This window comes from Bordetella genomosp. 13, assembly GCF_002119665.1.
Lineage (GTDB): Bacteria > Pseudomonadota > Gammaproteobacteria > Burkholderiales > Burkholderiaceae_B > Bordetella.
Genome location: NZ_CP021111.1, coordinates 1,462,141 through 1,489,074, shown reverse-complemented (window position 1 = coordinate 1,489,074; position 26,934 = coordinate 1,462,141). Strand labels below are relative to the sequence as shown.

At 60.4% G+C, this 26,934-nt stretch carries 15 protein-coding genes; 2 read left to right on the top strand and 13 right to left on the bottom strand.

Features of this window, described 5'->3' with window-relative positions:
- Nucleotides 1-388: 388 nt before the first annotated feature.
- Nucleotides 389-7,999, top strand: coding sequence for a type I polyketide synthase (locus CAL15_RS06590; protein WP_086077848.1), 7,611 nt, complete (start codon nucleotides 389-391; stop codon nucleotides 7,997-7,999).
- A 28-nt stretch (nucleotides 8,000-8,027) separates the two neighbouring features.
- The gene (locus CAL15_RS06585) at nucleotides 8,028-9,365 is read left to right on the top strand and encodes an aminotransferase class I/II-fold pyridoxal phosphate-dependent enzyme (protein ID WP_232468137.1); all 1,338 of its coding nucleotides are present in this window, start codon (nucleotides 8,028-8,030) and stop codon (nucleotides 9,363-9,365) included.
- Nucleotides 9,366-9,514: 149 nt separating this feature from the next.
- Here CAL15_RS06585 and pseF read toward each other — a convergent pair whose 3' ends face one another.
- The 13 genes from pseF to CAL15_RS06520 all read right to left on the bottom strand — a co-directional run bounded on the left by pseF (nucleotide 9,515) and on the right by CAL15_RS06520 (nucleotide 26,926).
- A complete protein-coding gene (gene pseF / locus CAL15_RS06580) occupies nucleotides 9,515-10,216 on the bottom strand; it encodes a pseudaminic acid cytidylyltransferase (protein ID WP_086077846.1) in 702 nt (233 codons plus the stop codon).
- Nucleotides 10,216-11,382, bottom strand: a complete 1,167-nt coding sequence (pseC, locus tag CAL15_RS06575; RefSeq protein ID WP_086077845.1) for a UDP-4-amino-4,6-dideoxy-N-acetyl-beta-L-altrosamine transaminase — start codon at nucleotides 11,380-11,382, stop codon at nucleotides 10,216-10,218. The genes pseF and pseC overlap by 1 nt, the downstream gene beginning before the upstream one ends.
- A complete protein-coding gene (gene pseB / locus CAL15_RS06570; RefSeq protein ID WP_086080966.1) occupies nucleotides 11,379-12,452 on the bottom strand; it encodes a UDP-N-acetylglucosamine 4,6-dehydratase (inverting) in 1,074 nt (357 codons plus the stop codon). The genes pseC and pseB overlap by 4 nt, the downstream gene beginning before the upstream one ends.
- Before the next feature lie 13 nt (nucleotides 12,453-12,465).
- Nucleotides 12,466-13,137, bottom strand: coding sequence for a PIG-L deacetylase family protein (locus tag CAL15_RS06565; RefSeq protein WP_086077844.1), 672 nt, complete (start codon nucleotides 13,135-13,137; stop codon nucleotides 12,466-12,468).
- On the bottom strand, nucleotides 13,134-13,907 hold the full coding sequence (locus tag CAL15_RS06560) for an inositol monophosphatase family protein (protein ID WP_086077843.1): 774 nt from the start codon (nucleotides 13,905-13,907) through the stop codon (nucleotides 13,134-13,136). The genes CAL15_RS06565 and CAL15_RS06560 overlap by 4 nt, the downstream gene beginning before the upstream one ends.
- Nucleotides 13,904-14,743 (bottom strand): NAD-dependent epimerase/dehydratase family protein, encoded by an 840-nt coding sequence (locus CAL15_RS06555; RefSeq protein WP_086077842.1) that lies wholly within the window; start codon nucleotides 14,741-14,743, stop codon nucleotides 13,904-13,906. The genes CAL15_RS06560 and CAL15_RS06555 overlap by 4 nt, the downstream gene beginning before the upstream one ends.
- Nucleotides 14,744-14,745: 2 nt before the next feature.
- Nucleotides 14,746-15,777, bottom strand: coding sequence for an N-acetylneuraminate synthase family protein (locus CAL15_RS06550; RefSeq protein ID WP_086080965.1), 1,032 nt, complete (start codon nucleotides 15,775-15,777; stop codon nucleotides 14,746-14,748).
- An 8-nt stretch (nucleotides 15,778-15,785) separates the two neighbouring features.
- Nucleotides 15,786-17,291, bottom strand: a complete 1,506-nt coding sequence (pseH, locus tag CAL15_RS06545) for a UDP-4-amino-4,6-dideoxy-N-acetyl-beta-L-altrosamine N-acetyltransferase (protein ID WP_086077841.1) — start codon at nucleotides 17,289-17,291, stop codon at nucleotides 15,786-15,788.
- Nucleotides 17,292-17,310: 19 nt separating this feature from the next.
- Nucleotides 17,311-18,366: a UDP-2,4-diacetamido-2,4,6-trideoxy-beta-L-altropyranose hydrolase gene (gene pseG / locus CAL15_RS06540; protein ID WP_086077840.1), complete on the bottom strand. Its 1,056-nt coding sequence runs from the start codon at nucleotides 18,364-18,366 to the stop codon at nucleotides 17,311-17,313.
- A complete protein-coding gene (locus CAL15_RS06535) occupies nucleotides 18,366-22,295 on the bottom strand; it encodes a capsular polysaccharide export protein, LipB/KpsS family (protein ID WP_086077839.1) in 3,930 nt (1,309 codons plus the stop codon). The genes pseG and CAL15_RS06535 overlap by 1 nt, the downstream gene beginning before the upstream one ends.
- 836 nt (nucleotides 22,296-23,131) lie before the next feature.
- Nucleotides 23,132-24,499, bottom strand: coding sequence for a capsule biosynthesis protein (locus CAL15_RS06530; protein ID WP_086077838.1), 1,368 nt, complete (start codon nucleotides 24,497-24,499; stop codon nucleotides 23,132-23,134).
- Between the two features lie 212 nt (nucleotides 24,500-24,711).
- On the bottom strand, nucleotides 24,712-25,836 hold the full coding sequence (locus CAL15_RS06525; protein ID WP_232468136.1) for a polysaccharide biosynthesis/export family protein: 1,125 nt from the start codon (nucleotides 25,834-25,836) through the stop codon (nucleotides 24,712-24,714).
- Nucleotides 25,817-26,926: an ABC transporter permease gene (locus CAL15_RS06520; RefSeq protein ID WP_086077836.1), complete on the bottom strand. Its 1,110-nt coding sequence runs from the start codon at nucleotides 26,924-26,926 to the stop codon at nucleotides 25,817-25,819. The genes CAL15_RS06525 and CAL15_RS06520 overlap by 20 nt, the downstream gene beginning before the upstream one ends.
- Between the last annotated feature and the right edge of the window lie 8 nt (nucleotides 26,927-26,934).

The following is a 26,934-nucleotide window of genomic DNA, read 5'->3' as shown; positions in this document are numbered from 1 at the left end:
TCTTCCCTGCCGCGAGGTTCCTTAAGCTTCGGAGATATCGCGCCGTAAACAGGGCCGATTGCGCCTTGACGGGTACATCAAGTAGCAAATCCAAGAGCGCCGCTCGGGGGCCTCGGGGCGGCGTTCCAGGCGATTCCAATAAAATGCGTGACCTGTGTCCGACAGTGGACGCCGCTGCATTCAATGGAACACCGTGAAGGCCCCTCCTCCTCCGACGTACGATCGCCGCTTTCTGTGCCGCGCTTATCCCGGCATTTCCCTGGCCACCTGCGACAGCAGCAGTTGATGTTCGGCTTAGCGGTTACGGACTGCCCGTCACCGCCCGATGCCCCCCAGGGCGCCCCTCCCAAGCATGCCCGAGTCGTTACTCGAAGGAAAAAGAATTCATATGGCAAAGCGTGTTGCTATCGTCGGAATGTCGTTCCGGTTTCCCAGTACCAATACCCAGCAGTACTGGAACGATCTTCTCGAGGGCAAGGATCTCGTAACCGAGGTCGCGCCTGATCGATGGTCCCGCGATGCCTACCTGCATCCTGGCAAAGAGCACCCCGGCACCTCCTATACATTCTCCGCAGGCTCCCTCGGCGACGTCTCCGGGTTCGATGCCGATTTTTTCGGCATCTCGCCCCGCGAAGCAGCCCTGATGGATCCGCAGCAGCGCGTGCTGCTGGAATTGTGTTGGGAAGCCATCGAAAATGCGGGCGTCAGGCCCTCGGCAATGCGCGGCACCGACTGTGGCGTATATATCGGGATCGCGAGCGCGGATTATTCGTATCGGCTCGCGGAGGATTTCAACGCGCTGGACGCCTCTTTTGCAACCGGAAATACCGCCAGCATCGCAGCCAATCGCCTGTCTTATGTGTTCGACCTGCATGGGCCGAGCATGGCGGTGGACACGGCCTGCTCGTCCGCCTTGGTCGCCTTTCACCAGGCATGCCGCGCCATATCCAATGGCGAAATCAGCCAGGCCATCGCAGGGGGCATCAGCCTGCATCTGCACCCTTATGGCTTCATCACGTTCTCGAAAGCCTCGATGCTGTCGCCCCATGGCCGCTGCCGCGTCTTCGATGCGGCGGGAGACGGCTACGTGCGATCCGAGGGTGGCGGTCTGTTCCTGCTGAAGGACTACGAGCAGGCGGTGAACGATGGCAATACGATCCTGGCAGTGGTCGCTGGCACGTCAGTAAACACCGACGGCCGCAAGTCGGGCTTGACGGTACCGAACCCGGATGCGCAGATCGCATTGATGCGACAGATCTATGATGAGGCCGGCATTGCCGCGTCCGACATAGACTACATCGAAGCGCACGGCACCGGCACACCGGTGGGCGACCCGATCGAAGCGCGAGCCATCGGCTTTGCCCTTGGCCAGCTCCGTCCCACGGGGACGCCGCTGCCTATCGGCTCGATCAAAAGTAATCTGGGCCATCTCGAGGCTGCGTCGGGCGTCGCGGGCCTGGTCAAGGCCATCTACAGTCTGCGGCATCGCGTCGTACCCGCCACCATCGGCATCAGCGCGCTCAACCCTCACATTTGCTTCGACGAGTGGAATATCGAAGTCGTCACGCGTGCCCGCAAGCTGCGCGACACCGGCACACTGACGATAGGCGTGAATTCCTTCGGCTTCGGTGGCTCGAACGCGCATGCCATTCTGCAGACGCCTCCAAAGCTCGGGGCGCCGCGTGCCGCCGAACTGACAAATACCGCCGCCATACCGGTTGTAATTTCGGGTCGCACCAAGGCGGCGCTGCAGGATGCCGCGCGCGGCATGGCGCAGGCCCTGCGCAGCCATTCCCCTCGCGCGCTTTATGATGTGGCATACCACGCCGCCCATCGCCGCGACTGGCACGAAGAGCGCGCCGTAGTCTATGGCAACGACAACGAGGCCATCGCGCAATTGCTGGAGCAGTTCGCGCAGGGGGAAGCCCCCAGCCACCATATCAGTTCCGGCCAGCGGCTCGGCGATGCCAACGGGCCGGTATTTGTCTACTCCGGCAATGGGTCGCAGTGGCTCGGCATGGGCCGCAAACTGATGACCGACCCGGTATTTGCCGAAACCGTGGAGCAGATCGACACGCTGTTCGCCCAGCATGCCGATTGGTCCATTGCCCAGAGACTGCGGCGTACGGACGGCCCAACCGACTACGAGCGCACCGAGATCGCGCAACCGGCCCTATTCGCTGTGCAGTTGGGCATTACCCGCATGCTGGCTCAACGCGGCGTACGACCCGAAGCGGTGGTCGGCCACAGCGTTGGCGAAGTCGCCGCGGCCTGGGCGTGCGGCGCTCTCTCCCTGGACGACGCCGTAGCAGTAATCTTCCATCGCAGCCGGCTGCAGGGCGCCACCCGTGGCCACGGACGCATGGCGGCCGTCGGCATCGACGGCATTTCCGCCACGGCATTGATTGCTCAGCTTGGCCTGGAGGACGCGGTCTGCGTCGCGGGCAGCAACAGCACACGCGGCGCGACGCTAGCAGGCGATCCTGCCGCGTTGGAACGCATCGGCAGGATGATGGCGGAGCAGCGCCTGTTCTATCGACTGCTGGACCTCGACTACGCGTTCCACAGCAGTGCCATGGATACGCTGAAGACTCCGCTGCTGGAAGCGCTGAGCTCCCTGACGCCCGGAGAGAACCACACGCCGTACTTCTCCACCGTGACCGGCGCGGAAATCCATGGCACCCAGCTTGACGCGGCATACTGGTGGCACAACATCCGCCAGCCCGTGTGTTTCGAACAGGCGCTGGCCCAACTCGCCAAGCTGCGATTCAACGTCTATGCCGAGATCGGTCCGCATCCCGTGCTGCGTTCGTATGTCAACGATGCGTTGAAAGCCGCGTCCTTGACTGGCCGGGTCGTCGTCACCGCCACCCGGGGCGACGATGACCCGATCCGGGTACGGGATGCTGCGGGTCAATTGCTGCTCAGCGGTGCCAGCATCGACTGGTCCTTCCTATTCCCATGGGCTGGCCGCCACGTCACGCTGCCCTCTTATCCCTGGCAGCGGGAACGCCATTGGCATCCCGTCACACCCCAGACGCTGGGGCAGCTTGAACGCAAACGTGTACATGAACTGCTGGGCTATCGGTTGCGCCAGCACGATCACACCTGGGAGAACCAGCTCGACACGCAGTCTTCATCGTGGCTCGCCGACCATGTGGTCGGCGATGCCACCGTGTTCCCGGGGTCGGGCTTCGCGGAACTGGCGCTGGCGGTCGCACTGCAATGGCAGCCGGCCGAGTTCGCCCACGTCGAAGAAATCGAGATCCATGCGCCCCTGCTGTTGAACGCCGCGCCCTCGAAGCTGGTGCGCCTGTCGCTGGACACATCAGACGGTCGGTTCGCCGTGTTGGGCAACGACGTCGGGAGCTCCGCGCCCTGGACCCGCCATGCCAGCGGACGAGTGTTGGCCGAAGCGGGCAGCATGCTGCTGGACCGGCCGGCGCCCGCCCTGCCCGACCGCCCTCATGATTTCACCGGTCAGGACCACGTGGCACTGACCAAGGCCGCGGGCCTGGATTACGGGCCGGCCTTTCAGGCCGTTGCTCGCGGGTGGGTCGAATCCCCTGGCGCCGTGGTGGCGACATTGCGGCCGGATACCGTGCTGGACGCCAGCTTGCCTGGCAGCCTGCTGCATCCCGCCCTGCTTGACTGCACGTTCCAACTGATCATCCACATGTTGAAGGACGATTCCGCGCTGGGACAGGGGATCGCTTTCGTACCGGCCAAGATCGGACGGTTGCGCTGGCAGCGGGGCGGCGTACCGCAGATCGTGCAGGCCCGCCTGCTGGCGCGCTCGCCGCACTCCTTGACGGCGGAATTCGCGCTGTTCGATGAGCAGGGACGCCAGATCGCCATCGTGCAGGATGCCCGGTTCCGCAGCGTGCGCCTTTCCAGGACAGCCGCCGACCATCTGAGCTTCTTGGACTACGCGGCCGTACCGTGTCCACATCCGACGGCGAGTGCCGAGGTCAACGCGGCCCTGCGGACTGCCGCTATGCGCGGCGCGCTAGCGGAAGTCGTACGCCATGCCGAGGCCGACCGACTCCACCAGCGCTACGTCCATGAGGTGGATCCCCTGCTCGAAAGCCTGTGCGACCGCTTTGCGGCGCACGCGCTATATGGCCTTTCGACGGATGGCCGCTTGAGCGCGGCAGTAGTGCGCTCGCGCCGCGACGCCGCCCCGGAAGTCGCCGCGCTGCTGGATTGGTTGATCGCCCGCGCCGAGCGATCGGGCGACCTGTCGTCGAATGGCCGCGGCGACCTGTCGCTCGCCGCGCCGCAGGACGGTGATCCGCATGCCGCGGACATCTGGAACAGTCTCGTGCGCGAGTATCCCGACTACTTCGCGATCGTGCACGCGGTGGGCAGGATCGGTCTGCATCTGCCCGAAGTACTGGCCGGCACTCGGCCGGCGGCCGACCTCTACCCGCGCGGCGTGACCCCGACCGCCCTCATCCAGCAGGTGTTGGGCGAGGACGCGAGCCAACGCATCGGAGCGGCACTGCGGCAGCGTCTGGTCCATGCCATGCAAACCCGCAGCGCCGGCCAGCGCATCGCCGTGCTGGAGATCGGCGGACCGCAGCCTTTGTTCGCGCATGACATCTGCCACGTGCTGGACCCCGCGTCCTGCGATTATGTCTACGCAACGCCGTCGCGCGCGGCGCTGGAAGATGCCGTCCGCTTGCAGGAACGCTATCCGGACCTGCGTACCTGTCTCATCGATGCCGCCGAACCTGCCGCGTGCGTTAGCGCCGACCTGGCTATCCTGCACTGCGATTTCGACACGCCCGAAGCCATCGAACAGGTGCTGCGCTATACGCGCGCAAACCTGAAGCCAGGGGGCACCCTGATCCTGCGCGGTTTCCATCCCGCCGCATGGCTGGACTTCATTTTCGGCGCCCAGCAGACCTGGTGGACCAGCGGCGTGGACGGCGGCAACACCTCGATCCAGTATCCGCTGGCCTACTGGCAGGCGCTGCTGATCCAGTGCGGCTTCCACTGCGAACAGCCCCTGGAGTTCGTTCCCGGCGCGGCCGGCGGCCCATACCTGTTGACGGCCAGGCGCGACGAGAAGCTGGATACCACGCCGACAGCCACGTCCGAAGGCGGCTGGCTGCTGCTTTCCGGAAGCGCCCCATCGGCCAGTCGCCAGTTGGCCGATGGGCTGGCGGCCGGCCTGGCGGAGGCCGGCACGCCTGTGCTGATACGAGAGGCCTGCCCGCCGGCGGAGCTGTCGGCGCTGCTGGCGCAAGTGCAGCCCCGTCTAGGCCGCATCCAGGGCATTGTGCTGCTGGACGGCCTCGCCCTGGATCCGAACGCCACTGATGCGCGCCAGATACTGGATACGCAGGTATACCGGTGTGCCCTGGCAGCCGGACTCGCCCAGGCCTGCGAGCATGGCGGGTTGACCACGACGCTGTGGCTGCTGACCGCTGGCGCCGCGCCGTTCCAGACGGCATCCGCGCCGACGTCCATGGGCCCTTGGGCGCTCAACGATGCGGCGCTCTGGAACTACGGACGCACGCTGATCAACGAAGTCGCCGGCTTCAGCGTGCGCCTGGTGGACCTGCCTCAGCAAGGCGGCCTGTCCATCAGCGCCTTGTTGCGGGAGTTCCTGTCACCCGATGCCGAGCAGGAAATCGTCCTCGGGCCCGATGGCACGCGCCAGGCGCCTCGCCTGCGGCACAATGCCCGTCCCGCGGCTGCCGCCCCTGCTGCCCAGGACGATGGCGCCGTGCGCCTGGACTTCGAGCTGCCGGGCCAGCTGCGCAACTTGAAGTGGACGCGGCATCCGTTGCCCGAGCCCGGGCCGGAGCAGCTCCAGATCCGCATCCAGGCCACCGGCCTGAACTTCCGCGATGTGATGTATGCCCTTGGGCTGCTGTCGGACGAAGCTATCGAGAACGGCTTCGCCGGTCCCACGCTGGGCCTGGAGTTCTCTGGGGTCGTCGAGCGCGTGGGCAGCGACGTATCGGACTACCGGCCTGGTGACGCGGTGGTGGGCTTCGGTCCCGCCAGCTTCGGCACCCGCGCCCTGACCCATATCGATGCGGTGTCGCGCATACCCGAAGGCATGTCTTTCGAGGCGGCCGCTACGATACCCAGCACCTTCTTCACGGTGTACTACGCGCTGCATCACCTGGCGCGACTCGAAGAAGGAGAGAAGGTCCTGATACACGGCGCTGCCGGGGGGGTGGGCATCGCCGCGATCCAGTACGCGCAGTGGCGCGGAGCGGAGATACATGCCACCGCAGGGTCCGATGAGAAACGGGACTTTCTACGGCTAATGGGGGTCGAGTACGTCTACGACTCGCGTTCATTGTCCTTCGCCGACGAGATCCTTGCCCGCACGGGCGGCAAAGGCGTCGACGTCGTGCTCAACTCGCTGGCCGGCGAAGCGATCAATCGCAACCTGCAGGTGCTCAAACCGTTCGGTCGCTTCCTGGAATTGGGCAAGCGCGACTTCTACGAGAACACGCGCATCGGGCTTCGACCATTCCGCAACAACATCAGTTACTTCGGCATCGACGCTGACCAACTGATGCAGGAACGTCCGGCGCTGACCCGCAAGCTGTTCGCGGAAGTCATGGCCCTCTTCCACGAAGGCGTGCTGCATCCGCTGCCCTACCAGGCCTTCGACGCCAACAACGTCGTCGATGCCTTCCGCCATATGCAGCAGGCGCGCCAGATCGGGAAGATCGTCGTGACGTACCGCAACGGCATCCGGGACGTCCGCGCGACCGCCGCCCCGTCTGCAAAACTCGCGTTGTCCCCCGATGCCACCTATCTGGTCACGGGCGGCCTCTCCGGATTCGGCTTGCGCACGGCCCAGTGGCTTGCGGACAAAGGGGCGCGCCATCTGGTTCTGCTCAGCCGCAGCGGCGCGACGTCGGACGTCGCCCGGACCTTGATTGCGGCTCTCCAGGCGCGTGGCGTGACCGTGCACGCGCAAGCCTGCGACGTCACAGACCGCGGGGCGCTGGCCGCCGTGCTGGCGCATGTCGACGCTCGGATGCCGCCCCTGCGCGGCCTGGTGCATGCCGCCATGGTCATCGACGACGGGCTGGTCCGCAGCGCCGACGCGGCGCAGATCGAACGCGTGCTGGCTCCGAAGGTGCTGGGCGCATTGCACCTGGACGCGCTGACGCGCGGCCTGCCGCTTGATTTTTTCGTGCTCTATTCTTCTGGCACCACGCTGTTCGGCAATCCCGGCCAGGCGAACTACGTCGCGGCCAACGGCTGGCTCGAGGCGCTGGCCCGCCAACGCCGGGCCAATGGACTGCCGGCCACCTGCGTACGTTGGGGCGCCATCGACGACGTCGGATATCTGGCGCGCAACAAGAAGGTGAAGGATGCACTGCAAAGCCGCATGGGCGGCAGCGCGTTGTCCTCCGAAGCGGCGTTGCAGGTGTTGGAAGACATGCTGCTGGCCGATGCGTCGGACCTCGGTGTGCTCGAGTTGGATTGGCGGGCCCTGACGCGCTTTCTGCCCAGCGCCAACAGTCCGAAGTTCGCCTGGGCGGCGCGGCGCGCCGGCACCGCCGATGCGGATGACGCCGGCAGCGTCGACATCGCGCATATCCTGGCGACGCTGAATGACGAGGAACTTCATCCGGTCTTCATGGACATGTTGAAGAGCGAAGTCGGCGAGATTCTGCGCGTCCCCGCCGAGAAGATCGATCCCGAACGATCGATCTACGACATGGGGCTGGACTCGTTGATGGGCGTGGAATTGGTGGTCGCCCTTGAAAACCGCTTCGGTATCCGTCTGCCCGTCATGGCGCTGAACGAAAGTCCGACGATTTCCAGGCTCGCCCGCAAGCTTATCGAGCTGCTGCGCGGCGAAGGCGCCGAGCAGCCCGACGCGGTGACCAGTCAGGTTGCTCAGGTGGTGGCGCAGCACGTCGACGACGATGTGCCCAGCGAGGTGGTGGCGCAGATTGCCGATCAGTTGAAGGCCGCGCCGCAGTCCTCCAAACAACGCATGATTCATTGAACACTCTGTGAGCGACAACAAAAAGGGATTGCCCGGCCTGACGACAGGCCTCAAGAACAAGCTGATCCAGCAGGCCCTGGAGCGCAAGATGCGCCAGGTGGACAAGGATCAGGAGCGACGTCCGGCGCCGACCGCGCCCCAGACCGGCCGGCCATCCATCCCCGAGGCCTACACTCGCTTCGATCACCACCCGGGCTACCGGCATCTGCGCATCATGAACGACGGCGCCGCGCGCATCGGCGTGCGCAGCCCATTCTTCAAGCTGCACGAAGGTGTGGCCGGCTCGGAGACGCGTATTGGCGGCAAGAAGTACGTCAACTTCGCCAGCTACAACTATCTGGGCATGTCAGGGGACCCGGTTGTCGCCCAGGCCGCCAAGGACGCGATCGACAGGTATGGCACCTCAGTGTCGGCCAGTCGTCTGGTGTCTGGCGAACGCCCGGTGCATCGCGAGCTCGAGCGGGCCTTGGCCGAACTGTACGGCGTCGACGACGCGGTGACGTTTGTCAGCGGCCATGCGGCCAACGTCACCACGATAGGCTACCTTTTCGGCCCCCGCGATCTGGTCGTCCACGACGAACTGATACACAACAGTGTGCTGCAGGGCATACAGCTGTCGGGCGCCAAGCGGCTGTCCTTTCCGCACAACGATGCCGAGTCACTGGACAGGCTGTTGGAGAACCAGCGCCCCCAGTTCGAACGGGTGCTGATCGTGCTGGAAGGCATATACAGCATGGACGGCGACTTCCCCGACCTGCCACGCTTCGTCGAGATCAAGCGCCGGCATCAGGCTTTCCTCATGGTGGACGAAGCGCATTCGCTGGGGGTGATGGGCGCTACCGGCCGAGGCATCCGCGAACACTTCGGCCTGCCCGGAAAGGCCGTGGACATCTGGATGGGCACTCTGAGCAAGGCGCTCGCGGGCTGCGGCGGCTACATCGCCGGGGAAACGGCGCTGGTCGAGCACTTGAAGTTCCTGGCGCCAGGGTTTCTGTACAGCGTGGGCATGCCGCCGCCGGTGGCGGCCGCATCCCTGGCGGCCCTGCGCCGCATGCTGGAAATGCCGGAACGAGTCAGCGCCGTGCAGCAGCGCGGCGCCCTGCTGCTGGACCAAGCCAGATCGGCGGGCATCGATACCGGATACAGTACCGGCTTCGCCGTGATTCCGGCGATAGTCGGCAGTTCCCTGCGCGCCGCCAAATTGTCGGCCACGTTGTTCGAGCGCGGCATCAATGTGCAGCCGATCCTGTACCCGGCGGTGCCTGAAAAATCGGCGCGGTTGCGGTTCTTCGTGTCGGCGTCTCATACCGAGAGTCAGATATTGGAGACGGTCGAGATGCTGGTTCAGGCTGGAGGCACTCGGTAATCACCATAAGAGCGCAGCGGGGACCCGTAGCGTTCCTTGTTGAGGGATGCCCGGACGAAGAAGTCAAGATCGCGAGCGTTCCAGCCTCTGGCCATCAAATGAGAACGGGTCTCTATCGGCATTGTCTGACCGAAAGGCTAGTGTAGACGTTAATCGGCGCCTTCTCGCCATAGAGCAAAAAGCCGCTCGGCGTACGCCCAGTCCGATAGCGTATCGATGTCGACCACTCGATTGGCATCTAGCATTACTGGACGCGCACCATCCCAAACCCGTAGCCCCGCCGTCCGCCAAGTTTTGGCGCGGGCCCAATAGAACTGTCCGGCATCAAAAAATGCCTGCGGCAGATCCTGCGATCGCATGGGCATGTATTCCGGCATTGCAGGCTCGACTAGCCCATCCTCCTTCAATAAATAGGCGCGCTGGATCGGTGTGCGGTAGGCGGCCACAGAAATAACCCACGGTACGCCGCCCTCCCGCAATGCCTCCAGCCCTGAAGCCAGGTCTCTCGCTTGCACAAACGCCGCCGTGGGATACAGACAACAGACCGCAGCGTCATCAGGCAACCGCAACCGGACCACAGCATCGCGAACAACGTCTGTCGTGCCTGTCACGTCGTCGGCCAGACTGGCATCCCGGAGGAACGGGACCTCGGCCCCACCAGCGCGGGCAGCCTCGGCAATATCAGGATCATCCGTCGAGACAACAATCCGGTCGAAAAGGCCAGTGTCCTGAGCAGCGCGCAATGGCCAATGGAGCATCGGCTTGCCGTGAAACGGGCGCACATTCTTACGTGGCACCCGCTTAGACCCACCCCTTGCTGGTACGACGACGATGATAGGGTCACGCGCCATCAGGGCTTCCTTCCGGCGCAAGCCCGCACGCTTGCAATGACGTGAGCAATATCCCCTTCGAGCAGACCCGGAAACAGTGGCAGAGTGATCGCTTCGCCATAATATTCCTCAGCTTTCGGAAACTGGCCAAGTTTGAACCCGAGATCCTGATAATACGGCTGCAGATGCACAGGAATATAGTGCACGTTAACGTACAGACCATGCTCTTTAAGGTAATCGAAAGCCTGCCGACGTGTTCGCCCTCCGAGTCCGTCCGGCCAGCGGATCACATACAAATGGTAGCCCGAATACTGGCTTTTCGATTGAGCAGGGAGCCGGACTCCGATGTCGCGAAAGGCTTGGTCATACATGGACGCGATGTCGTGCCGGCGGGCGACGTAATCATCAACTCTCGTCAGTTGACTCAGCCCTAATGCAGCTTGGATATCCGTCATACGGTAGTTGTACCCAAGGCTTACCATCTCGTAATACCACGCGCCATGCTGAGACGCACGCATCAACGCCCCATCCCGGGTCACGCCATGAGCGCGGAACAAATCCATCCGGTTCTTCAACTCCGCGCTATTCGTGGTAGCCAGCCCCCCTTCGCCGGTCGTAATGATCTTCACGGGATGGAAGCTGAACACCGTTATATCGGAATAGCGGCAACTTCCTACCGGATGACCTTGGTAACGCCCACCAATCGCGTGGGAAGCGTCCTCGACAATACGGAACCCATAAGCCTTTGATAGAGCGGCAATTGCTTGCATGTCGCAGCATTGCCCTGCGAAGTGCACTGGGACCACGACTTTCGGCAGGCGCCCGAACTCCTTGGCTTGCTCGAGCTTACTTTGTAGCGCGTCGACGGACATGTTTAGCGTCGCTGCGTCAATGTCGACAAAATCCACGTCCGCACCCAGATAGAGGGCCGCGTTCGCCGTAGCTACGAACGTATTGGGCGTAGTCCACACCAAGTCGCCCGCGCCGACTCCGAGTGCATGATAAGCCCCATGCAAAGCCGCCGTAGCACTAGAGAATGCGGAACCTGCCGCTGCTTGGCAATAAGCAGCCACCGCGTTTTCGAAACGTCCGACTGCCGGTCCCTGAGTTAGAAAGTCGGACTGCAGGACTTCCTGCACCGCTAGGCAATCTTCACGAGTGATGTCCTGTCGCCCGTAGGGGATCATCGTTCAATATCCTGAATCTCGATTTCGGGAAAACGTCCCGCTTCCACATCGGCCAACGTGAAGCTCACTCCCGTCCGAGCCAATCGGTTGTACAGCCGGATCTCGTCCAGGGTAAGAAAGCGATCATTAGTGCCTGAATTGTACTCAAACATCTTTGGCACTAGTTCTCCCCGCTCGCCCAGCTCATTGGTCGTATAGTCGTGCTTTCCGCCGGCGAAGCTAATCGACGGAGAGATCACGAAATGGTCCTCGAACTCATAAGTGAGGTGGCAATCATCAGCGGGGCACATTATTTCGTGGAGCTTCTCGCCTGGCCTAATCCCCACTATTTCCTGGTCGAGGTCAGGACCCATAGCCTTCGCTAGGTCTACCATACGCGCAGAAGGGATCTTCGGAATGAAAATCTCTCCGCCCTGCATACGAGCAAAGTTCTTGATAACAAAATCCACGCCCTGCTGTAGTGTTATCCAAAACCGCGTCATCTCCCGGTCCGTAATCGGTAGCGCTCTAGCACCTTTCCTTATTAAGGACTCGAAAAATGGTACTACGGAGCCCGCCGACGCGCAGACATTTCCATAGCGCACGATGCTGAACTTCGTACCGGTGTTCCCAGCTATGTTGTTAGCTGCTGTAAATAGCTTGTCCGAGGCTAGCTTTGTAGCTCCATACAAATTGATGGGGTTGGCTGCCTTGTCCGTCGATAGAGCCATCACTGCCTTGACCTTGTTGGCCAACGCTGCTGCGATAACGTTCTCTGCTCCATGGATGTTCGTACGGATGCACTCCGTGGGGTTGTACTCAGCAAGGGGGACATGCTTCATTGCCGCGGCATGAATAACGTAGTCTATGCCGGCCATGGCAAAAATCAGGCGTTCACGGTCCCGGACGTCCCCGACGAAGTAGCGCAACCTCGGGTCGGAGAACTCTTGCTGCATCTGATAGTGCTTCTGCTCGTCGCGTGAGAATACGACGATCCGCGCGGGATCGAACCGATCCAATAGCGTGCGCACGTACTGCCGACCGAAGCTTCCAGTCCCGCCCGTAATAAGAATGGAAGAATTGTTTAGCATGCTGCTTCCCATTTTAAGCCTTTCCAATATGACGTATGAGTACAAATGCTTCGGCAGCTTGCGCGCCCACGCACGCGCCACGCCACCGAGCCAAATGCAGCAACGACTCGTTCGAACGAACATGCGGCCAGAGCCGCATCTCCGATTCGTAACAGCGCACTGCCGCCATTTTTTTGTCGAGAAACTGCGAGATATCCTCGTACCAATTGGGCACGAAAGCCGTCATCGGAGATGGTGCCCGCCATTCCGTACTGGAGACGGTCTCGAACGTTAGGATATCGGGTCGCGCACAATTAGGCTGAGGACGCCAGGCCGTCATTACGGCTTCGTGTGTAACCCGATGGTCGACATTCAAATCATGCGCGTGATGGGTATATATGACGTCCGGATCGAAGCCGGCGAACTGCCCCTCTATGGCTTGCACCACTTCAAGCAGCGGCACGCTGTCCATCGCGTTGTCCGGAAAATCCAACGCGACAGGATCCACCACGCCCAATTCGGCGCAGGCGGACTTGCAGGCCGCCATACGGGCCGCGGCGGCTTCCTGCCTATGCCCCCTCGAGCCGACACCGTCTGTCATAAGCAGCACTCGAACTTCGTCACCGCCCGCGACATGTTTCGCAATGGTGCCACCGCACCCCAAGACCTCGTCGTCGGCATGCGCAGCCAAGACAGCAACTTTCATGGTTTCTCCAATATTCCCACCGCCCTGGCGGCGAGCTCAGGGTCTCTTGCTACCAGGACCCCTTCGGGCTTCTCCATCGCGCCGTCGAATAAATACGGTGCACCATTTGGCAGGCTAAGGACGGCCCCTACTGCAGCCAGCACAGGCGCCGCCGGCGCGATGTCCCAATCACGCGTCACCACATCCTTGACGAACACGTCGGCCGTACCATCTGCAATCAGGCAGCACTTGATACCCAAGGACCCGCTTTCGACGTAACCCGTTGCTGGAAGTCGATCAACTAGCGTCCTGGCGGCGCGCCTAGCGTCAGGATAGTTGTCGCATACCAGTAGACGGTCGGAGGGGACAAGGCGCGGCAACGACTCGCCATTTCGCCAGGCGCCCTTGCCACTAATGCCTTCCCATACGACGCCCAACGCCGGCGCGCATACTACACCGTACAGCACCATACCGCGATCTATAAAGGCGGCCTGGGTAGCAAATCCGGAATAGCCTTCGTACCAGCTGGCAGTTCCATCAATCGGGTCGATCAGCCAATATGCCGATGGACGCGATCGTTTCCACTCTGCCTCTTCGGAAAGAACGGGCAGGCCCGGATACAAGCCAGCCAGCCTATCAGAGATCCATTCATGAGCGCGTGCGTCCGCCTGAGTCTTGAAATCGCGGACGGAGTGCAGGCGACGCTGAGCCTTATCGTGCCGCCAGTCAAGTATGAGGTCACCAGCTTGGCGCAACACGTCGGCAACTGGAGCGAAGTCGATGGACGTCATTCAAGCTCCTGTTTCAGTTGTTCCAAGGCCTGCTTGAAATCGCGACGAGGAACAAGGCCGAGCTCTCGAGCACGACGCAGATCAAAAGAAAACTTCGGATGGACAATATCGTATGGAATAGGCTTGGCATAAAGTTCTTCCAGTATCTGAACGAAGTAGGACACGGAGAACGTGCCTTCATAGCCGACATTGACCGGCGCAAAACCCGGGCCGGGGGACCGAGCGCAGAGGCGAGCAACCTGCTCCGCCGCATCGCTGACGTGCATGGCGGCCCAGAGCAGCGGTCCTGGAGGTAATGTCGGCAACTCCCCGCGACCGAGGGCCTCCATCGCTCCGCGCACCAAGCCGCCACACCGCGACCCGCCGAACAAACCGGGCAGTCGAACGGCGAACCCGCTTCGATGGGCGCAGGCGAACTTTCGTTCGCCCTCCCACTTTGCAATGCCGTAAGATGATTGTGGCCTACCAGCATCGTCTTCGGAGCGCGGCACATGTGCCTCGCCGTCGCCGTAGACTGCCATTGAGGAAATGTAGATGACTGACGCGTCCGTGGCAGCCAATAGATTGTCGACCATTGCTAGACCTCGGGCGCTGCTCAGCTTGTCGCCATAACCCGCGCTGGTTTTCGGTGTTTCCCAGGCGGAGTGAATCACGACGGACGGCTTGGCCTCGTCCATGAACCGGGCCAACTGCTCGTAATCGAGCATGTCGCACAACTCGAGTCCGGCACGAGGCTGGCGCGAAAGTCCTATTGCATTCTTTCCCGAAGCCCTGACGCAGCGCAAGACCTCATCTCCAAGGTAGCCGCCCGCTCCTGTGACGACGACCAGTTCCATCGTCAGACCATATCCCAAGTAATCCACTCATCTGCTTCGATCCTGCGCCGAGCCGTCCGACCAAGGATGTGCGGGCGCAGGAACGGCGCCAATCCATGCCCTGGTCGCTTAATGACGAGCATGTCGGCCGATATCTTCTCACCTTCCTCGATGTCCCTGGCTGCGTGCAAGGAGCGCCGTACCTTCTCAGCCATCTCCTGCTCCTCTGGACGCGGGCCGTTCTTCGACCCGTCACCAAGAGCGCTCTCTATCTCGCGCATCCCGCGAACCATCTCGCTGAACTCCTGCGGCTCCATGGCGAAACTGTGATCGGGCCCAGGGAGGGTGCGGTCAAGCGTGAAGTGCTTCTCGATCATGCACGCACCGCGCGCCACAGCCGCCATAGAAACCGTACTCCCCAGCGTATGGTCGGAATAACCGGTCAACACGCCGAAGGCATGGCGCATCGTGTCCATCGCGCGCAGATTGGACAAGTGAGGCGGGGCAGGATACAGCGAAGTGCATTGCAGCAGCACAAGTTGGTCGTTGCCAAGCTTCTTGGCTGTGTCTATACCTCTCTGGATATCCATCCAGTCAGCCAGACCGGTCGATAGAATCATTGGCTTGCCGGTGCGCGCGATATACCCAATCAGGTCGGTGTCCGTGAGGTCGAAAGAAGCAACTTTGTGGGCGGGAGCTCCGATGGCTTCGAGGCCGTCTACGGCCTCGAAGTCGCAAGGCGATGAGAAGAAAATGCCTCCCTGGCCCTCCGTGTGCGCCTGCAGGCCTGCCTGCCAGTCACGGTTCAACTCCAGGCTCCGCAACAGGTCTTGAATATTGCGGTCCTTCAGATATGAGGGACTCTCCGCACGACGCGATACATGCCTGTCTGCTTTGAATGTCTGGAACTTGACAGCGTCCGCCCCGGCCATCAGCGCTGCATCAATCATCCGCAAAGCCAGATCGTAATCTTGATTATGGTTCGAGCCGATTTCGGCGATCACGAATGCGGGCTGTCCATCGCCCACCTTTCGCCCGTTGATCTCAATCTCCATATCTTCCCTCACCTCGTTTTCGTGATCGCGCTGAACCAGCTACGATGCAAGCTCCATTCCGCATGGCGTTCGAACTTCCCCATTTCGATCTCTCCGCCGAGCGCCATAGGAATGGGATCGAAACCCGTTGCGATAGCAAGAACGAACGTCGTCGAGATCCGTGGATTCACTTCAAATGGCAGCACTTTCCCATCCGGAGTCAACATACACTGTATGTTGTAGCAACCAGATGCGCGAAAATGCGCCTGAAATGCCTTCGCGTACTCAATTACCGATGTCGCGCGGTCGGTTTTCGCACGGAGCGTGATGCCGCGTTTCTCCATTGCGCGAACAGGAATCACCTCTCGCGGTAGGATGCCACCATCAGCTGCCACGCAGACCGTGTACTCGTCTCCGAGGACCAACTGCTGTGCGATGAAATCTTCCGGTTTCCCCGCTTGCAACGCCAGATATGCCGCAACCTGTTCGGGCCTATCAAGACGCATCACTCCTCGCGACCCTCGGCCCGTTCTTGGTTTCGCGATCAGCGGGAACCCGACCTCCGACGCCCGCTCCAGCGGCCGGGTCATCGGCACATCAAGTCCCGCCGCCTCGATTGCTTGAGCGCTGACCAACTTATCTAACATTTGCTCTATGAATTTGGTTTCGGGAAGCATGATGCGGGGCCACCCCGGCGCGCCGTGCATACGCGCGAACGCAAGCAACTCCTCGTCCACGCCGGGCACGATCAGATCGATCCTCTCCCGCTTGCATAGCGCGGCGACTGTTTCGGTGAACGCAGGGTCTCGAGCTAACGGAATCACGCAGCGCCGCGATTGCGGTATACCGGGAGGAAAAGCCTCTGGGTTCGCATCGGCAAAATAGAGCTCATAGCGTTCGGACCACTGCTCCTGCAACGATTGCGATGCCGAGCCACCGCCGCCAGTGAACAGTACTTTGGGCTTGGGCCGCTGGAATTCGGAGAAAAGTGCTTCGTGGATCGCCCCTCGAATGCCGGCCCACTCTTCAGCCAACAGCGCGTACTCATGTACGTCCATCCAGGTCCCCGCCTTGTGGACATGGGCAGTCCGAATCCCTTCACGGCGAAACCCCAGTCGTCGGTGCATGCGCAGCGACCTCTCGTTGTCCGCGAGCACTTCACCGCATAGTTTATGCCGGCCCAGCTCTCGGAACGCACGGTCCACGGCCAAGAATCCCATGGCAGTTCCAGCGCCTGGGATTCTCAGATCCGGGCGCACATGAAAGGTCCACCGCGCACGCAGATCCCGGTCGCCCATTTCTGAAAAACCTACTAGTCCCGCGGGGCGCTCAGCGATTTCGAAAATGAAATATGCACATGAAGGATCGCCAAGTGTCCGCGACAGCCAAGCCTCATGCTGGGAAATTTCAATCAGGTCGCCGCTGAACATGGCCTTTCGAACATTCGCATCGTTGCGCCACGCGAATATCAGCGAGGAATCTGAAACTGCCAGCGGGCGAAGCGTCAAGCTTTCATATCTCAATTGTATTGTCATAAAGAAATGCGCCCGTGGGTCAAGTGGGATGTAATTCCGACATCAAGGCCAGCAAACGGCTGACGCCGCCACCATCTATCATCTGTTTGCCACGCAAGCCAGCCCGCTGCCGCCACGCGGAATCCTCGACAGCATCAAACAGCGCAGCTCGCAAAGACATGACGTCAAGACTTCCCGCGAAGCCGAGGTTGCGGGCGCAGCCCAGACGGTCCAACTTGGCAGCCAAATCCCTTTGGTTATCCGCCAATACCAGCACCAACGCCGGCAGGCCCATGTAGCATCGCTCCCAAGCCGTGGTCCCGCCTGCCCCTAGGCAGAGATCGGCTTGCTCCATCAGGTCGACCATGCGGGAATGCTGCACGTATGCATTAACATTTGGCATATTGGCAGCCTTATCCTGCAAGCTTCGCAGGCGAGGGTTTGATGTACCCAAAGTAACGTCGACCTGAATATGCGCGAACTGGGCACTGTTCAGTGCGTCCAGTGCCAACTCGGTAGCATTCAAAGGGTCGTTTCCCCCTAGTGTCACCAGGATGCGTCGCACGTCATGGTGGCTACGCACCGGTGGTCGTCTCTCGAAAAACTCTCTCCGCAAGGGTACGTAACCTAACCCAATAGCCAGCCGGCACCCCGAGGGAGTTAGAGGACGGTATAGGCAGGACTCAGCAGGATCGTGAGAACTGTCGACCAACAAGTCGGATGCGTGCGGGCGGTTGGCTAGGTCATCGAAGACCGCGATGCGGTCAACATATGCCCTGACGGCGCTCTCCCAACGAGCATCCAAACCGTAATGGTCGACAACTAGCCAATCTACAGTGCCGATCGAACGTAGCACGTGGCTTGCGGCACGGGCATCAACCTCCCAGTCTTCATCGTCGTCCACAAAATGCACGCGGTACCCGCGTGCAGCCAGCAGCTCACCCAGATGCCCGGGTGCGGCTCGACAGATGAAAGCAACGGCCCAATCGCACATCCGGGCTTCGTCCGCTAACGCAAGACAGCGATACACATGACCCGTTCCAACGACCTCAGAGGCGTCGGCGCGGATCACTAAACTGCGCTTCATGAGCCCCATCAGTCGCAGGCTCCTTCGAACCGCTCCAGGATGCGTGCTGCTGCACGCGCCATCTCTGGATCCCCATTCCTGAGTAAGCTATCGACACGCTCCGGGCGCCACGACGGGACGCCCACACTATCGTTGGTCACAGGTCGCCAGGCGTAGTCGTTCCTGATCGTGACGTCGGACGTTTCCAGATAAGCGATCAGGTACGCTGCTCGACGTCTGGTCTCATCGTCGGGCCTCTTATAGAGGCCGCCTCGGATAAACGCTTCATAATCGTCGCGATCAGTCGGATAAAGCAAGTCGATGGGATAGTCGTGCCGCCCAAAATGCGAAGCCATCATTACGGGAACTCCGAGCGCGGCCAATTCTGCTGCTGATGAACCGTTCCACATCAGCGTCAAGTCTAGACAAGGCGCAAGCTGATGGTTATTGATCTCGCGATGGCCCAAGAGGCGGACATTCGACGGTATCGGCCCTTCGATCAGATCCGCGAAGCCATCCAACAGGTCCAGCGCGATGGACGGTTGAATCTCATGCGGATGCGGCTTGATCAACAGCAGGATATCTTCCTGGCCACGCACTACATCTATCGTGTGGTTCAGCCAGTCTTTCAGGTCCTCGTGGGCAGGCCCACCATCGAACGGCACTCCCAAGTCGATTGGTATTTTGCCTAGACAGCATACAACTCTCCGCCCTGTGGATCGCTGACCCTGCAGATACTCAATCAGCGCACGGCTTGCCCCATCTCCATGCGCATGTACGCGGTTAGTCTGAATCAGTTCGTCGGCGCGCTTCCGATAGACTTCATTATCCTTCTCAGCAGCGTACCAGCGCTCGAAACGGTCTGGGCGCGCGAGGAAGGGAGCGCGGTGGTTTGGAAACAATGTATGGTCGGTCACCGTCATCGTGGACGAGTAGCGCCCGCCCAGATTGGTGAAATAATTCTCGTAGCCGATGTTTACGTTGACATATGACAGCAACGGGTGATTCTGAGCGCGACAAAAATCGCGGAATATGGAATGTGGCACAACGTGCCCATCCCCGCTCAAGATTATGCAAGGCATCCCGCGCCGGACCACATCCCTATAAATGCGATTGCAAGCCTCCAGGCTATCGTCCGCTCGCACCAACCGGTAGAAAAAATTTCGCCTGACGGCTTGGTCGTTCAGGTCGACGACATAACGCCTGAAGAAATTAGAAAGTGACTCATAGAAGCCCTGGTAGTAATTGACACCATTGCAGGACACTTCCCTTTCGTTCCAGTGCACATACCAGTCATTCTTATGGCTGCTTTTCCGTGACGCTGTGGACGCTGGCAATAAGCCAATCAACTGGTCTATGAATGGCAACCCCGTCGGAGTTTGCCGCAGCACGCCATTGATCAGAGAAACGACAGCATAGCCTTTCCTACGAACCTCCATCAGTGCCGGCACTAGCATTGCCAATGCTTTATAGTCGGTGAATGTGCCGAGCACAACCACACCTTTAGGCAAATGTGGTTGCGGGACGGCGTCGAGAATGCGGCTAGCCTCCAGAGAGAACGCTATCTTCTCTTGCTGCTCGTATAGCAGCGCGCGCTTCCGACGCGTAATGTTCGTTTGGTTCAACGCAGCCCGCACGATGCGATGAGCCGACAAGAAGTCGCCTTGTTCCATAAGGGCGCGGACGTGCATTTCGTTCACATCCAGCCGCGCCTTCAGTTCCTCAGAGAGCCCGGCGTGCAGCGCATGGAACTTTGCGAACTCGTGCCGCTCCACTAGGATCCGCAGTCTTTGCAACACGGCCCGGTCGTCCTTCTGTTCGTCGCACTCAAGCGCGGCCATCAAGCGGTCGACCGTGTCGTGCATGGACTGACGGGTAAGATAAGAGACCAGCATGTATACCTGGCCACTATTCCTTTTGTACTGTTCGAGCAATGGTCGACTCTCACCCGCCGCCTCGGCATCCAGGCGCTCGAGCATCTCTTCGCAGACGGCTTTACAAGCATGCGGTGCGTCCAGCGCCAAGTCCGCCAGCGCCCTAGCAAATAGCGGGTCGGTTTTGCCTTCGAGCAAAAGACTGTTTTGGTAAAGTCGCGCCGCCCGTTCCGACAATTCGGCGCGCTTCCCCGCGTTACGCTCGCTGCGCGCTGGTTTGGCAGTTAACAGAGCCGTCAAGGCACGCAGCAGGGGGACGCCATATGCCATGCTGTCGGCAGCAGCGTGCTCGATGTTAAACACGACCCTCTCCAACAGATCGTACTGCAGGTTGTTGGATAGAGCCCGGGCGTATCCAAGGAGCAAGTCGTCGGGAATGATGTAGCCAGGAAATTTTTGGGGCGCGATCCAATCCACGACGTCCGGCAGCAAAAAGCCTACCCGGCCTCTGAGTGCCTTCTCATTGTCGACAATGATGTCAAGCACCCTCGCCATCAATGCCTTGCGGTTCTTGAGAATCTCGATCTCCGCGGAGAACTGGTGAACCGTTTTGGACAAATAAAGCGCCAGCGCATCGAATCGGCAGGCCTTGATAAGAAGTTCCGAGAACTGCGGAACGTCCTGATAACGCAAAGGCGATCCTGCAAGGCCGACGATCTCTTGCGGGCTGTCTACCCCGAGCCGCCCCACCCTAAGCAAGTGAAGGAACAGTTTGAGAGGCGGCGATAGGTAATCTGCAATCCGTTCAAGAGCCGGTACGTCCAACTCGTGGGCAGGAACGCCATCTAGAACCAAATGCTTGAACTTCTCTACGACGAAGTAGGAAGCAATATCGAAAAAATCCGCCAATTCGTCGCTGTCGGGATGCACATACTTCGGATAATCGAGGTAGACCGCCTGAAATAGCGCCGAAATGCCTAAACGCGGCATTGGCGTCACACGGGAACTCTGCAGGGAGCGGATCTTCTCGGTCGCGGCGTAGAACGGCAAGCCCAACGTAGTGACTGGAATGCCCCACAACGCGGCCTCCAACCCAACGAGAGAGGTGCCCACATAAACATGCTTCACATACGGGAAAACCGCATGAAGCGGGACCGTTGGCGCGATCATTGTACATAGACGCGCAATTTCTGCCTCGCGCCTAGACTTCCGGCCATTATGGAATGTATCGGGATGGGGTCGGTACAGCACACATGCGCCTGGGTGCGATTCTACTGCTTGCTTTACTAACAAGTAGTTCGAGAAGCGCGGTTCATGGGCGTGGCGCTTATAGCCCAAGCGAATCGACGCATCGTCTTCAACTTGCCCTACCACCAACACGAGAGCCTGCCCCCCTAAAGGCGGAGGCGTCCAAACTTCGCTTTCAATCCTCAGCGAATAGTACTTCGTTAGGAACGCAGCGCGCATAAGTGCAATGCCGGCCTCCGCTTTATTAGCGGCCACTTCGTCCTGGGTGGCTGGTGCGGACTCTAGTATTCGGCGGAGATCCGTGGTACTGCTTGTATCATAGTAAGGTGCCGAAGCGTCAATCGCTAGCGAGTAAGGTCGCGTATGAAGCGCACCGGGATGGAACGATCGCAGAAAGCCGTCCTCAACGAAGCGCATGCTAATACTATGTCGTTGCGCAAAACGCCGAGCGTATGCCGGCAGCTTGGTTCCCCAGCCGACAAAAATAACCTCACGGTGCTGCGGAAACCGAGTTAGAAACTTGGCCAAACCCAAGTACGTCCTCGTACCTCGCACGAATGCCAGCTTATGGCCAGGAAAGAACGCCTGCATGTACGGTCGCTTCCAGGGATTGAATCCCCAGAAAATAGCAATCGGGAGATCCTCATCTTGGAACCAGTTATCGCCTTGAAGGTCGAAGGGAGCGAGCGCATCGTGTATTACGCCGGGCATGCGATAATCCGGCAACTTGTAAATCGGCTCGCCAGGACCAGCTACGCGCCGGAGCGATTGTTTCGCGGCTTTGACGGCGGACGTCAGAAAATGAAGGCTATCGAATAACGCTTTTGCAGCTGCCATGCATCACTCTGGTTGTGGTCAGACGATCGGACGTAGAGTCCTAGGAATCTTCAGCCTCAAGCGCGAGCATCGCCCTACGCCAGTACAAGGCAAATCTGCACGCCCCGGCCTACCGGTAGCCCGTCAGACAAAGCCATTGGACCAACCCACCCAAACGAATCGCTTCAGACGCGCTACGCCGGGTTGCATGCTCGTTTTTGCCGGGCCATGTGTTTATTAGAGGGCGGCGAGATCCGTTGCCGCTTGCGAGGACACCCCACGCGCAAGCAGCCGGCCGGACCATAGAGGCGAGGAGCAGCTAGCGCCATGCATGTAGCAATCCGCCAGCAAGAACCTATTAGCACGCGGTCAGTTGGCGATTGCGCAAAGCAAGAGTGAACCCGCGGCCAGACCATCGTCGTGCGAGAAAGGAGAAACAACAGGAAGACCGACTTGAGAACCGCAGCGGGGAGCCAGTAGGCTACTCGGCGACGCAGCATTATTCCAGTAGTCCACCACAAAGGCAACTCGAACCATCATCGATCCGCCACCATTTCCTGATCGACCTTTCCGAATGCTACGAAACCCCAGCGATGTTTACTGCGATATCGGGCTCACGCGGATATTCCCCCTCCCGAGACCCCGACTGACCGCTAGACGTAACGTTAGTTACGAAAGGCCCGAGATCGGTATCCGTCGAACGATAGTCGCTGGATCCCGTGCCCGTAGCGTGACAGAGCCTCGTAGGCCTCGCATCGGACCCATGGTTGTTGGATGATCCGAGAGTATTGACATGTCCCCGACGCACACTCGACGGCAGCGACCCACTGGATAGCCCATGCCACGCTTCGGGGCCGCTAGGACAAATCGGAGCTTTGTGGCTCCGTCCACGAGCGGAGGGTTGGCGTCGGTGCGATCCCGCTACCTTCGAGCGAGCGATAGATCGGCACATTGTCTCTGAGTGCCTTAACGAGTCTAGGCGGCGGATCTATGAACGCCCCGGCATGGTTGACCGAGTTCGAGAGGATGCGGCGCACGATTTCCCGGCAAGCCACTTCCCTACCCGCCCGGTTGTAGAACGAGCCGCGTACTTGGATGGTGGCGGCCAGCGCATTGACGAATGCGTCGAGCAGGGCCCGATCCACCTTCTGCGGGTTCGTCCAGAATGAATCAAGTGGGCCGTCATGTGTCAGTCCGACGATGTCGTAGACGGCCACGCCCAACACTTTGACCGGCGACCCCGCACGCAGCGCATGCAGGCCGACCGTGGAATTGACGGTAATGACGCCTCGGCTGCGCTTGATGGTTCGCTTTAGGTCGCAGTCGCTAACAGCCACCACCCGATCGCCCACGCCGTGACGCTTGGCCAGCCGCATCACGACGCTCTCCCATCGTTCCATGCCATTGTCCAGCGGATGTAGCTTGACAATAAGGTGTCCGTCTCGCGGTGCGTGCGCTGCGAAGGAGCCGACGACCTCATCGATCATGTCGGACTGATGCTGAAAGCGAGAATTGGCGCGTAGCTGGTAATCGGCCTGCATTTGCAACGCAAGCACCCAATAGCGCTTGCGTTGACTGCCAATGCGCGTCGCGGTCCATACTCGCGCTGGCTCTCGGATGCGCTTGCCGATGATGCGCGGCAGCCAGCTCAGGTAGTCGACAAGAGGAGGATAGTACTTGTCGGATCGATAAAGTGGAAACAGATAGGGAACCAGCGATGCCAGCAGGTTGTACAGCACCTCGTTGAGCGCTTCCTGCCCGAAGCTATGAGAATAGCGAGCCACCTCGTTCAACTGCGGACCGACACGTTCGGCGATCGCCCGTATCGCTTCCGGGTCCGTGGGAAAATGGGATAACGCGCCCATGCCGCCGCGCTCTAGCGTCAACCAATCCGGACGCAGATAGCCGAACTCCAGCGAGTAGGTGCGCACGCCCAGTTCCCCGGCCACTTCACGAGCGACCGCGTGGTACGGCAGGCGGTCAGCATAGTAAAGGATATCCGTTATGCCATGCTGGATGATGTAGCGCCGCAAGAACTCGGCCCAGCGACTGAAGCGGCCGCGATAGTTGACGGCGCTGGGACGCCGCCAATAAGCCCAATCGCCCATGGACAGATTGATACGGCGCGTCTGCACACCAGCGTCATTGAAGTGATCGCAGAGCTGGCGCCAGAACGTGGAGGGGGGGCCTTGCAGGAATAGAATCGTCCGCCGCGCCTGAGACATACGGGAGAGCCAAGTCCGAAATCGAAGAATAGCGGAGTGTACTCGCAGCGACGCCAGCGGACTCTATCAGACGGCCCCTACGCGCCCATTTATCCATGATGAAATACGCCGGCTCCAGCGCTGCACGCGCCAAGACTACCGTGGAGCCGGATGCGCCGCAATTGACGAGCAACGATGAGGACGGAGCTCAACGTCGCTCTGATTCGGCCAGCTTAGAAGCCCCTCTCTAATGTTCTGCCGAACGCCATGGCTTGGATTATCGGGGAAATGATCTTCTGCCACTCATAGATGGCGGCATTCGTCACGTAGACCGCATCCTCAGGCTGCACCAGGAACTGGCGGGCCAGAAAAATCGCGGCAGGGTCGCGCATGTTCAAGCGGAAGACTTCGGGCACCGGACGTTCGACGCCGGCCACGCGCGACAATCGGAACACGAACACGCCTTGCGGATCCGCCTTCGTCTCGTCCAGCCACCCTGCTTCCCCGAGAACTTCCAGCAGGCTGGGTTGTTCAGACGGCAGGTCGTGCAGACCGGGGGTAGCCACCGCGCCCATGGCTACGAAACGCTTGCGAGCCCGCGAGACGACAATTTCAGACCTCGGAGCGACCGGCGCGTTAAGGCCCTGGAGCAGGCTCTGGTACGAATAGACGTTCGCGTCCTTACCGTTGCGCACGGTCACTTCGACCAAATGTGGCTCTAGCATGGGACCGCCGGCCAAGTTGATAGCGTCGAGCAACGTCAAGGGGCCTTGCAGCGCCGAAAACCGGCCGGGCTTGTTGACGGCCCCTGCCACCAGCACCGAACCAGATACGTCGCCCACCATACTAACCATGACTTGGGGATCGGCTGTGACGCCGCGTATGCGCTGCTTGATCTCGCGCTCTACCTCGCCCGGCGTGTGGCCGGCGACGCTGAAGCGACCTGCGTACGGCAAGGAGATCTTGCCGTCCACATCGACCCGGACGTCGAAGCTGGTGCCACCCGCAGCCAGGGGCGCGAACATTGCGTTGGTCTCGCCGATGTCGGCGATCATCACCTTGATTACGTCTCCTGGAACCAAGCTAATCTCGTATGCGGTGGTGGTGGAGGACACATTGGCGGCGGGTGCTGGTTCGGGCGGACGCACGTACGGCGCAATTGTCTCGCCGCTGAGATCGATGAGGGTATAGGGCACCGAGGGATTCGACGACTCGGCGTCGATCGCGCTGATACGTGGGCCGGCACCGGAAAGCAGCCCGCCGGCGCAACCGGTCAGAACGAGGAGCAGCGGTGCAACGAAGACGACACGCGCGGACGAGAAAAAGGAGAGAGCTGACCTAATCACGATGATCCTCAATGCTCGCGATGATGAAACGGGTGATGCCGTAAATGAAAACGAGTACGACGAGCAGAGTGAACAAGTCATATAGCTTGTACGGGTAAGTGGGGTCTTCCGGCATGTTCGGCTGGATAACCGTGACTAGGCTGTGCACTTTCTTGTTGGCCTCGATCTTCGCGTTCTGCAAAGCCGTGACACTGAGCTTATACGCTTCCTCGGCCACCTCCGCGTCTACCGACAATTTGCGGTAGGCGGCTGCCACGACGTTCAGATGGCCTTCCTGCGAAGATGACACCAATGTTGCCTTTTCGGCGGCCAACTGCCTCTCGAGCGCCGTGACCTTGTTCCTCTGCTGGCGCACCTGCGGAGAATCAGCATTCAGTGTGCTCACCAGCCCCTTCAGATTGGCGCGCTCGGTGGCCAAGGACGTCTCCAGGCTGACGATGATGCCAGCTTGCGCCTTTGCCGAGGCCTCTGCATCCAGCAGACGGTTCTTACTCTGAAAATCGATCAGTTCGGAACGCTTGTCTTCGTAGGCGACGCGAGCCTTGACCAGTTCTTCTTCGGCGAAGCGAACCTGATCGCGTGCGAGCTTGCGCGAGATGTCGTTGATGAACTGTTCGCTCTGCTGGAGCATTAGCGTCAGGGTTCGATTGGCGAATTCAGGCGACAAGCCTTGGACCTCCACCGTCAGTAGCCCCGTAAACTCGTCGACGTGCACCGTGACGAGCCGCTGGAAATATTCCAGCAGGTCTTCGCGCGAGATCTTCTGCGCCACCCAGTAGATGGGATCCGACCATTGCGCGGCGAAATGTTCGTGCCATTTGATCTTCTCCTGCAGCACGGCGAGCATGTCGGGCGAAGCCATGTACTCGAGCAGGAAGATCGTTTCCTGCCGCGCAACTGTACGCGCGCTAGGCGCCAGTACTGCAGCACCGGGCGCCTGTTGTCCAGCGCTGGCAGCATCGGCCGTGATAACCACAATTTGAGCCGTGCTGGCGTACCGATCTACCGCCAGAAGCGTAAAGTAAATGAACGCCAGCACCATAGGAAGGACTATGATCAAGAACGCCAGTAGTCTGTTCCGCCGTTTATTTTGATTGCTCATTTTCCCAT

Coding starts and splice junctions, on each gene's coding strand:
- CAL15_RS06590 (WP_086077848.1), top strand. CDS start 389: ATGGCAAAGCGTGTTGCTATCGTCGGAATGTCGTTCCGGTTTCCCAGT.
- pseF (WP_086077846.1), bottom strand. CDS start 10,216: ATGGCGCGTGACCCTATCATCGTCGTCGTACCAGCAAGGGGTGGGTCT.
- pseC (WP_086077845.1), bottom strand. CDS start 11,382: ATGATCCCCTACGGGCGACAGGACATCACTCGTGAAGATTGCCTAGCG.
- pseB (WP_086080966.1), bottom strand. CDS start 12,452: ATGCTAAACAATTCTTCCATTCTTATTACGGGCGGGACTGGAAGCTTC.
- CAL15_RS06565 (WP_086077844.1), bottom strand. CDS start 13,137: ATGAAAGTTGCTGTCTTGGCTGCGCATGCCGACGACGAGGTCTTGGGG.
- CAL15_RS06560 (WP_086077843.1), bottom strand. CDS start 13,907: ATGACGTCCATCGACTTCGCTCCAGTTGCCGACGTGTTGCGCCAAGCT.
- CAL15_RS06555 (WP_086077842.1), bottom strand. CDS start 14,743: ATGGAACTGGTCGTCGTCACAGGAGCGGGCGGCTACCTTGGAGATGAG.
- CAL15_RS06550 (WP_086080965.1), bottom strand. CDS start 15,777: ATGGAGATTGAGATCAACGGGCGAAAGGTGGGCGATGGACAGCCCGCA.
- pseH (WP_086077841.1), bottom strand. CDS start 17,291: ATGACAATACAATTGAGATATGAAAGCTTGACGCTTCGCCCGCTGGCA.
- pseG (WP_086077840.1), bottom strand. CDS start 18,366: ATGGGGCTCATGAAGCGCAGTTTAGTGATCCGCGCCGACGCCTCTGAG.
- CAL15_RS06535 (WP_086077839.1), bottom strand. CDS start 22,295: ATGGCAGCTGCAAAAGCGTTATTCGATAGCCTTCATTTTCTGACGTCC.
- CAL15_RS06530 (WP_086077838.1), bottom strand. CDS start 24,499: ATGTCTCAGGCGCGGCGGACGATTCTATTCCTGCAAGGCCCCCCCTCC.
- CAL15_RS06520 (WP_086077836.1), bottom strand. CDS start 26,926: ATGAGCAATCAAAATAAACGGCGGAACAGACTACTGGCGTTCTTGATC.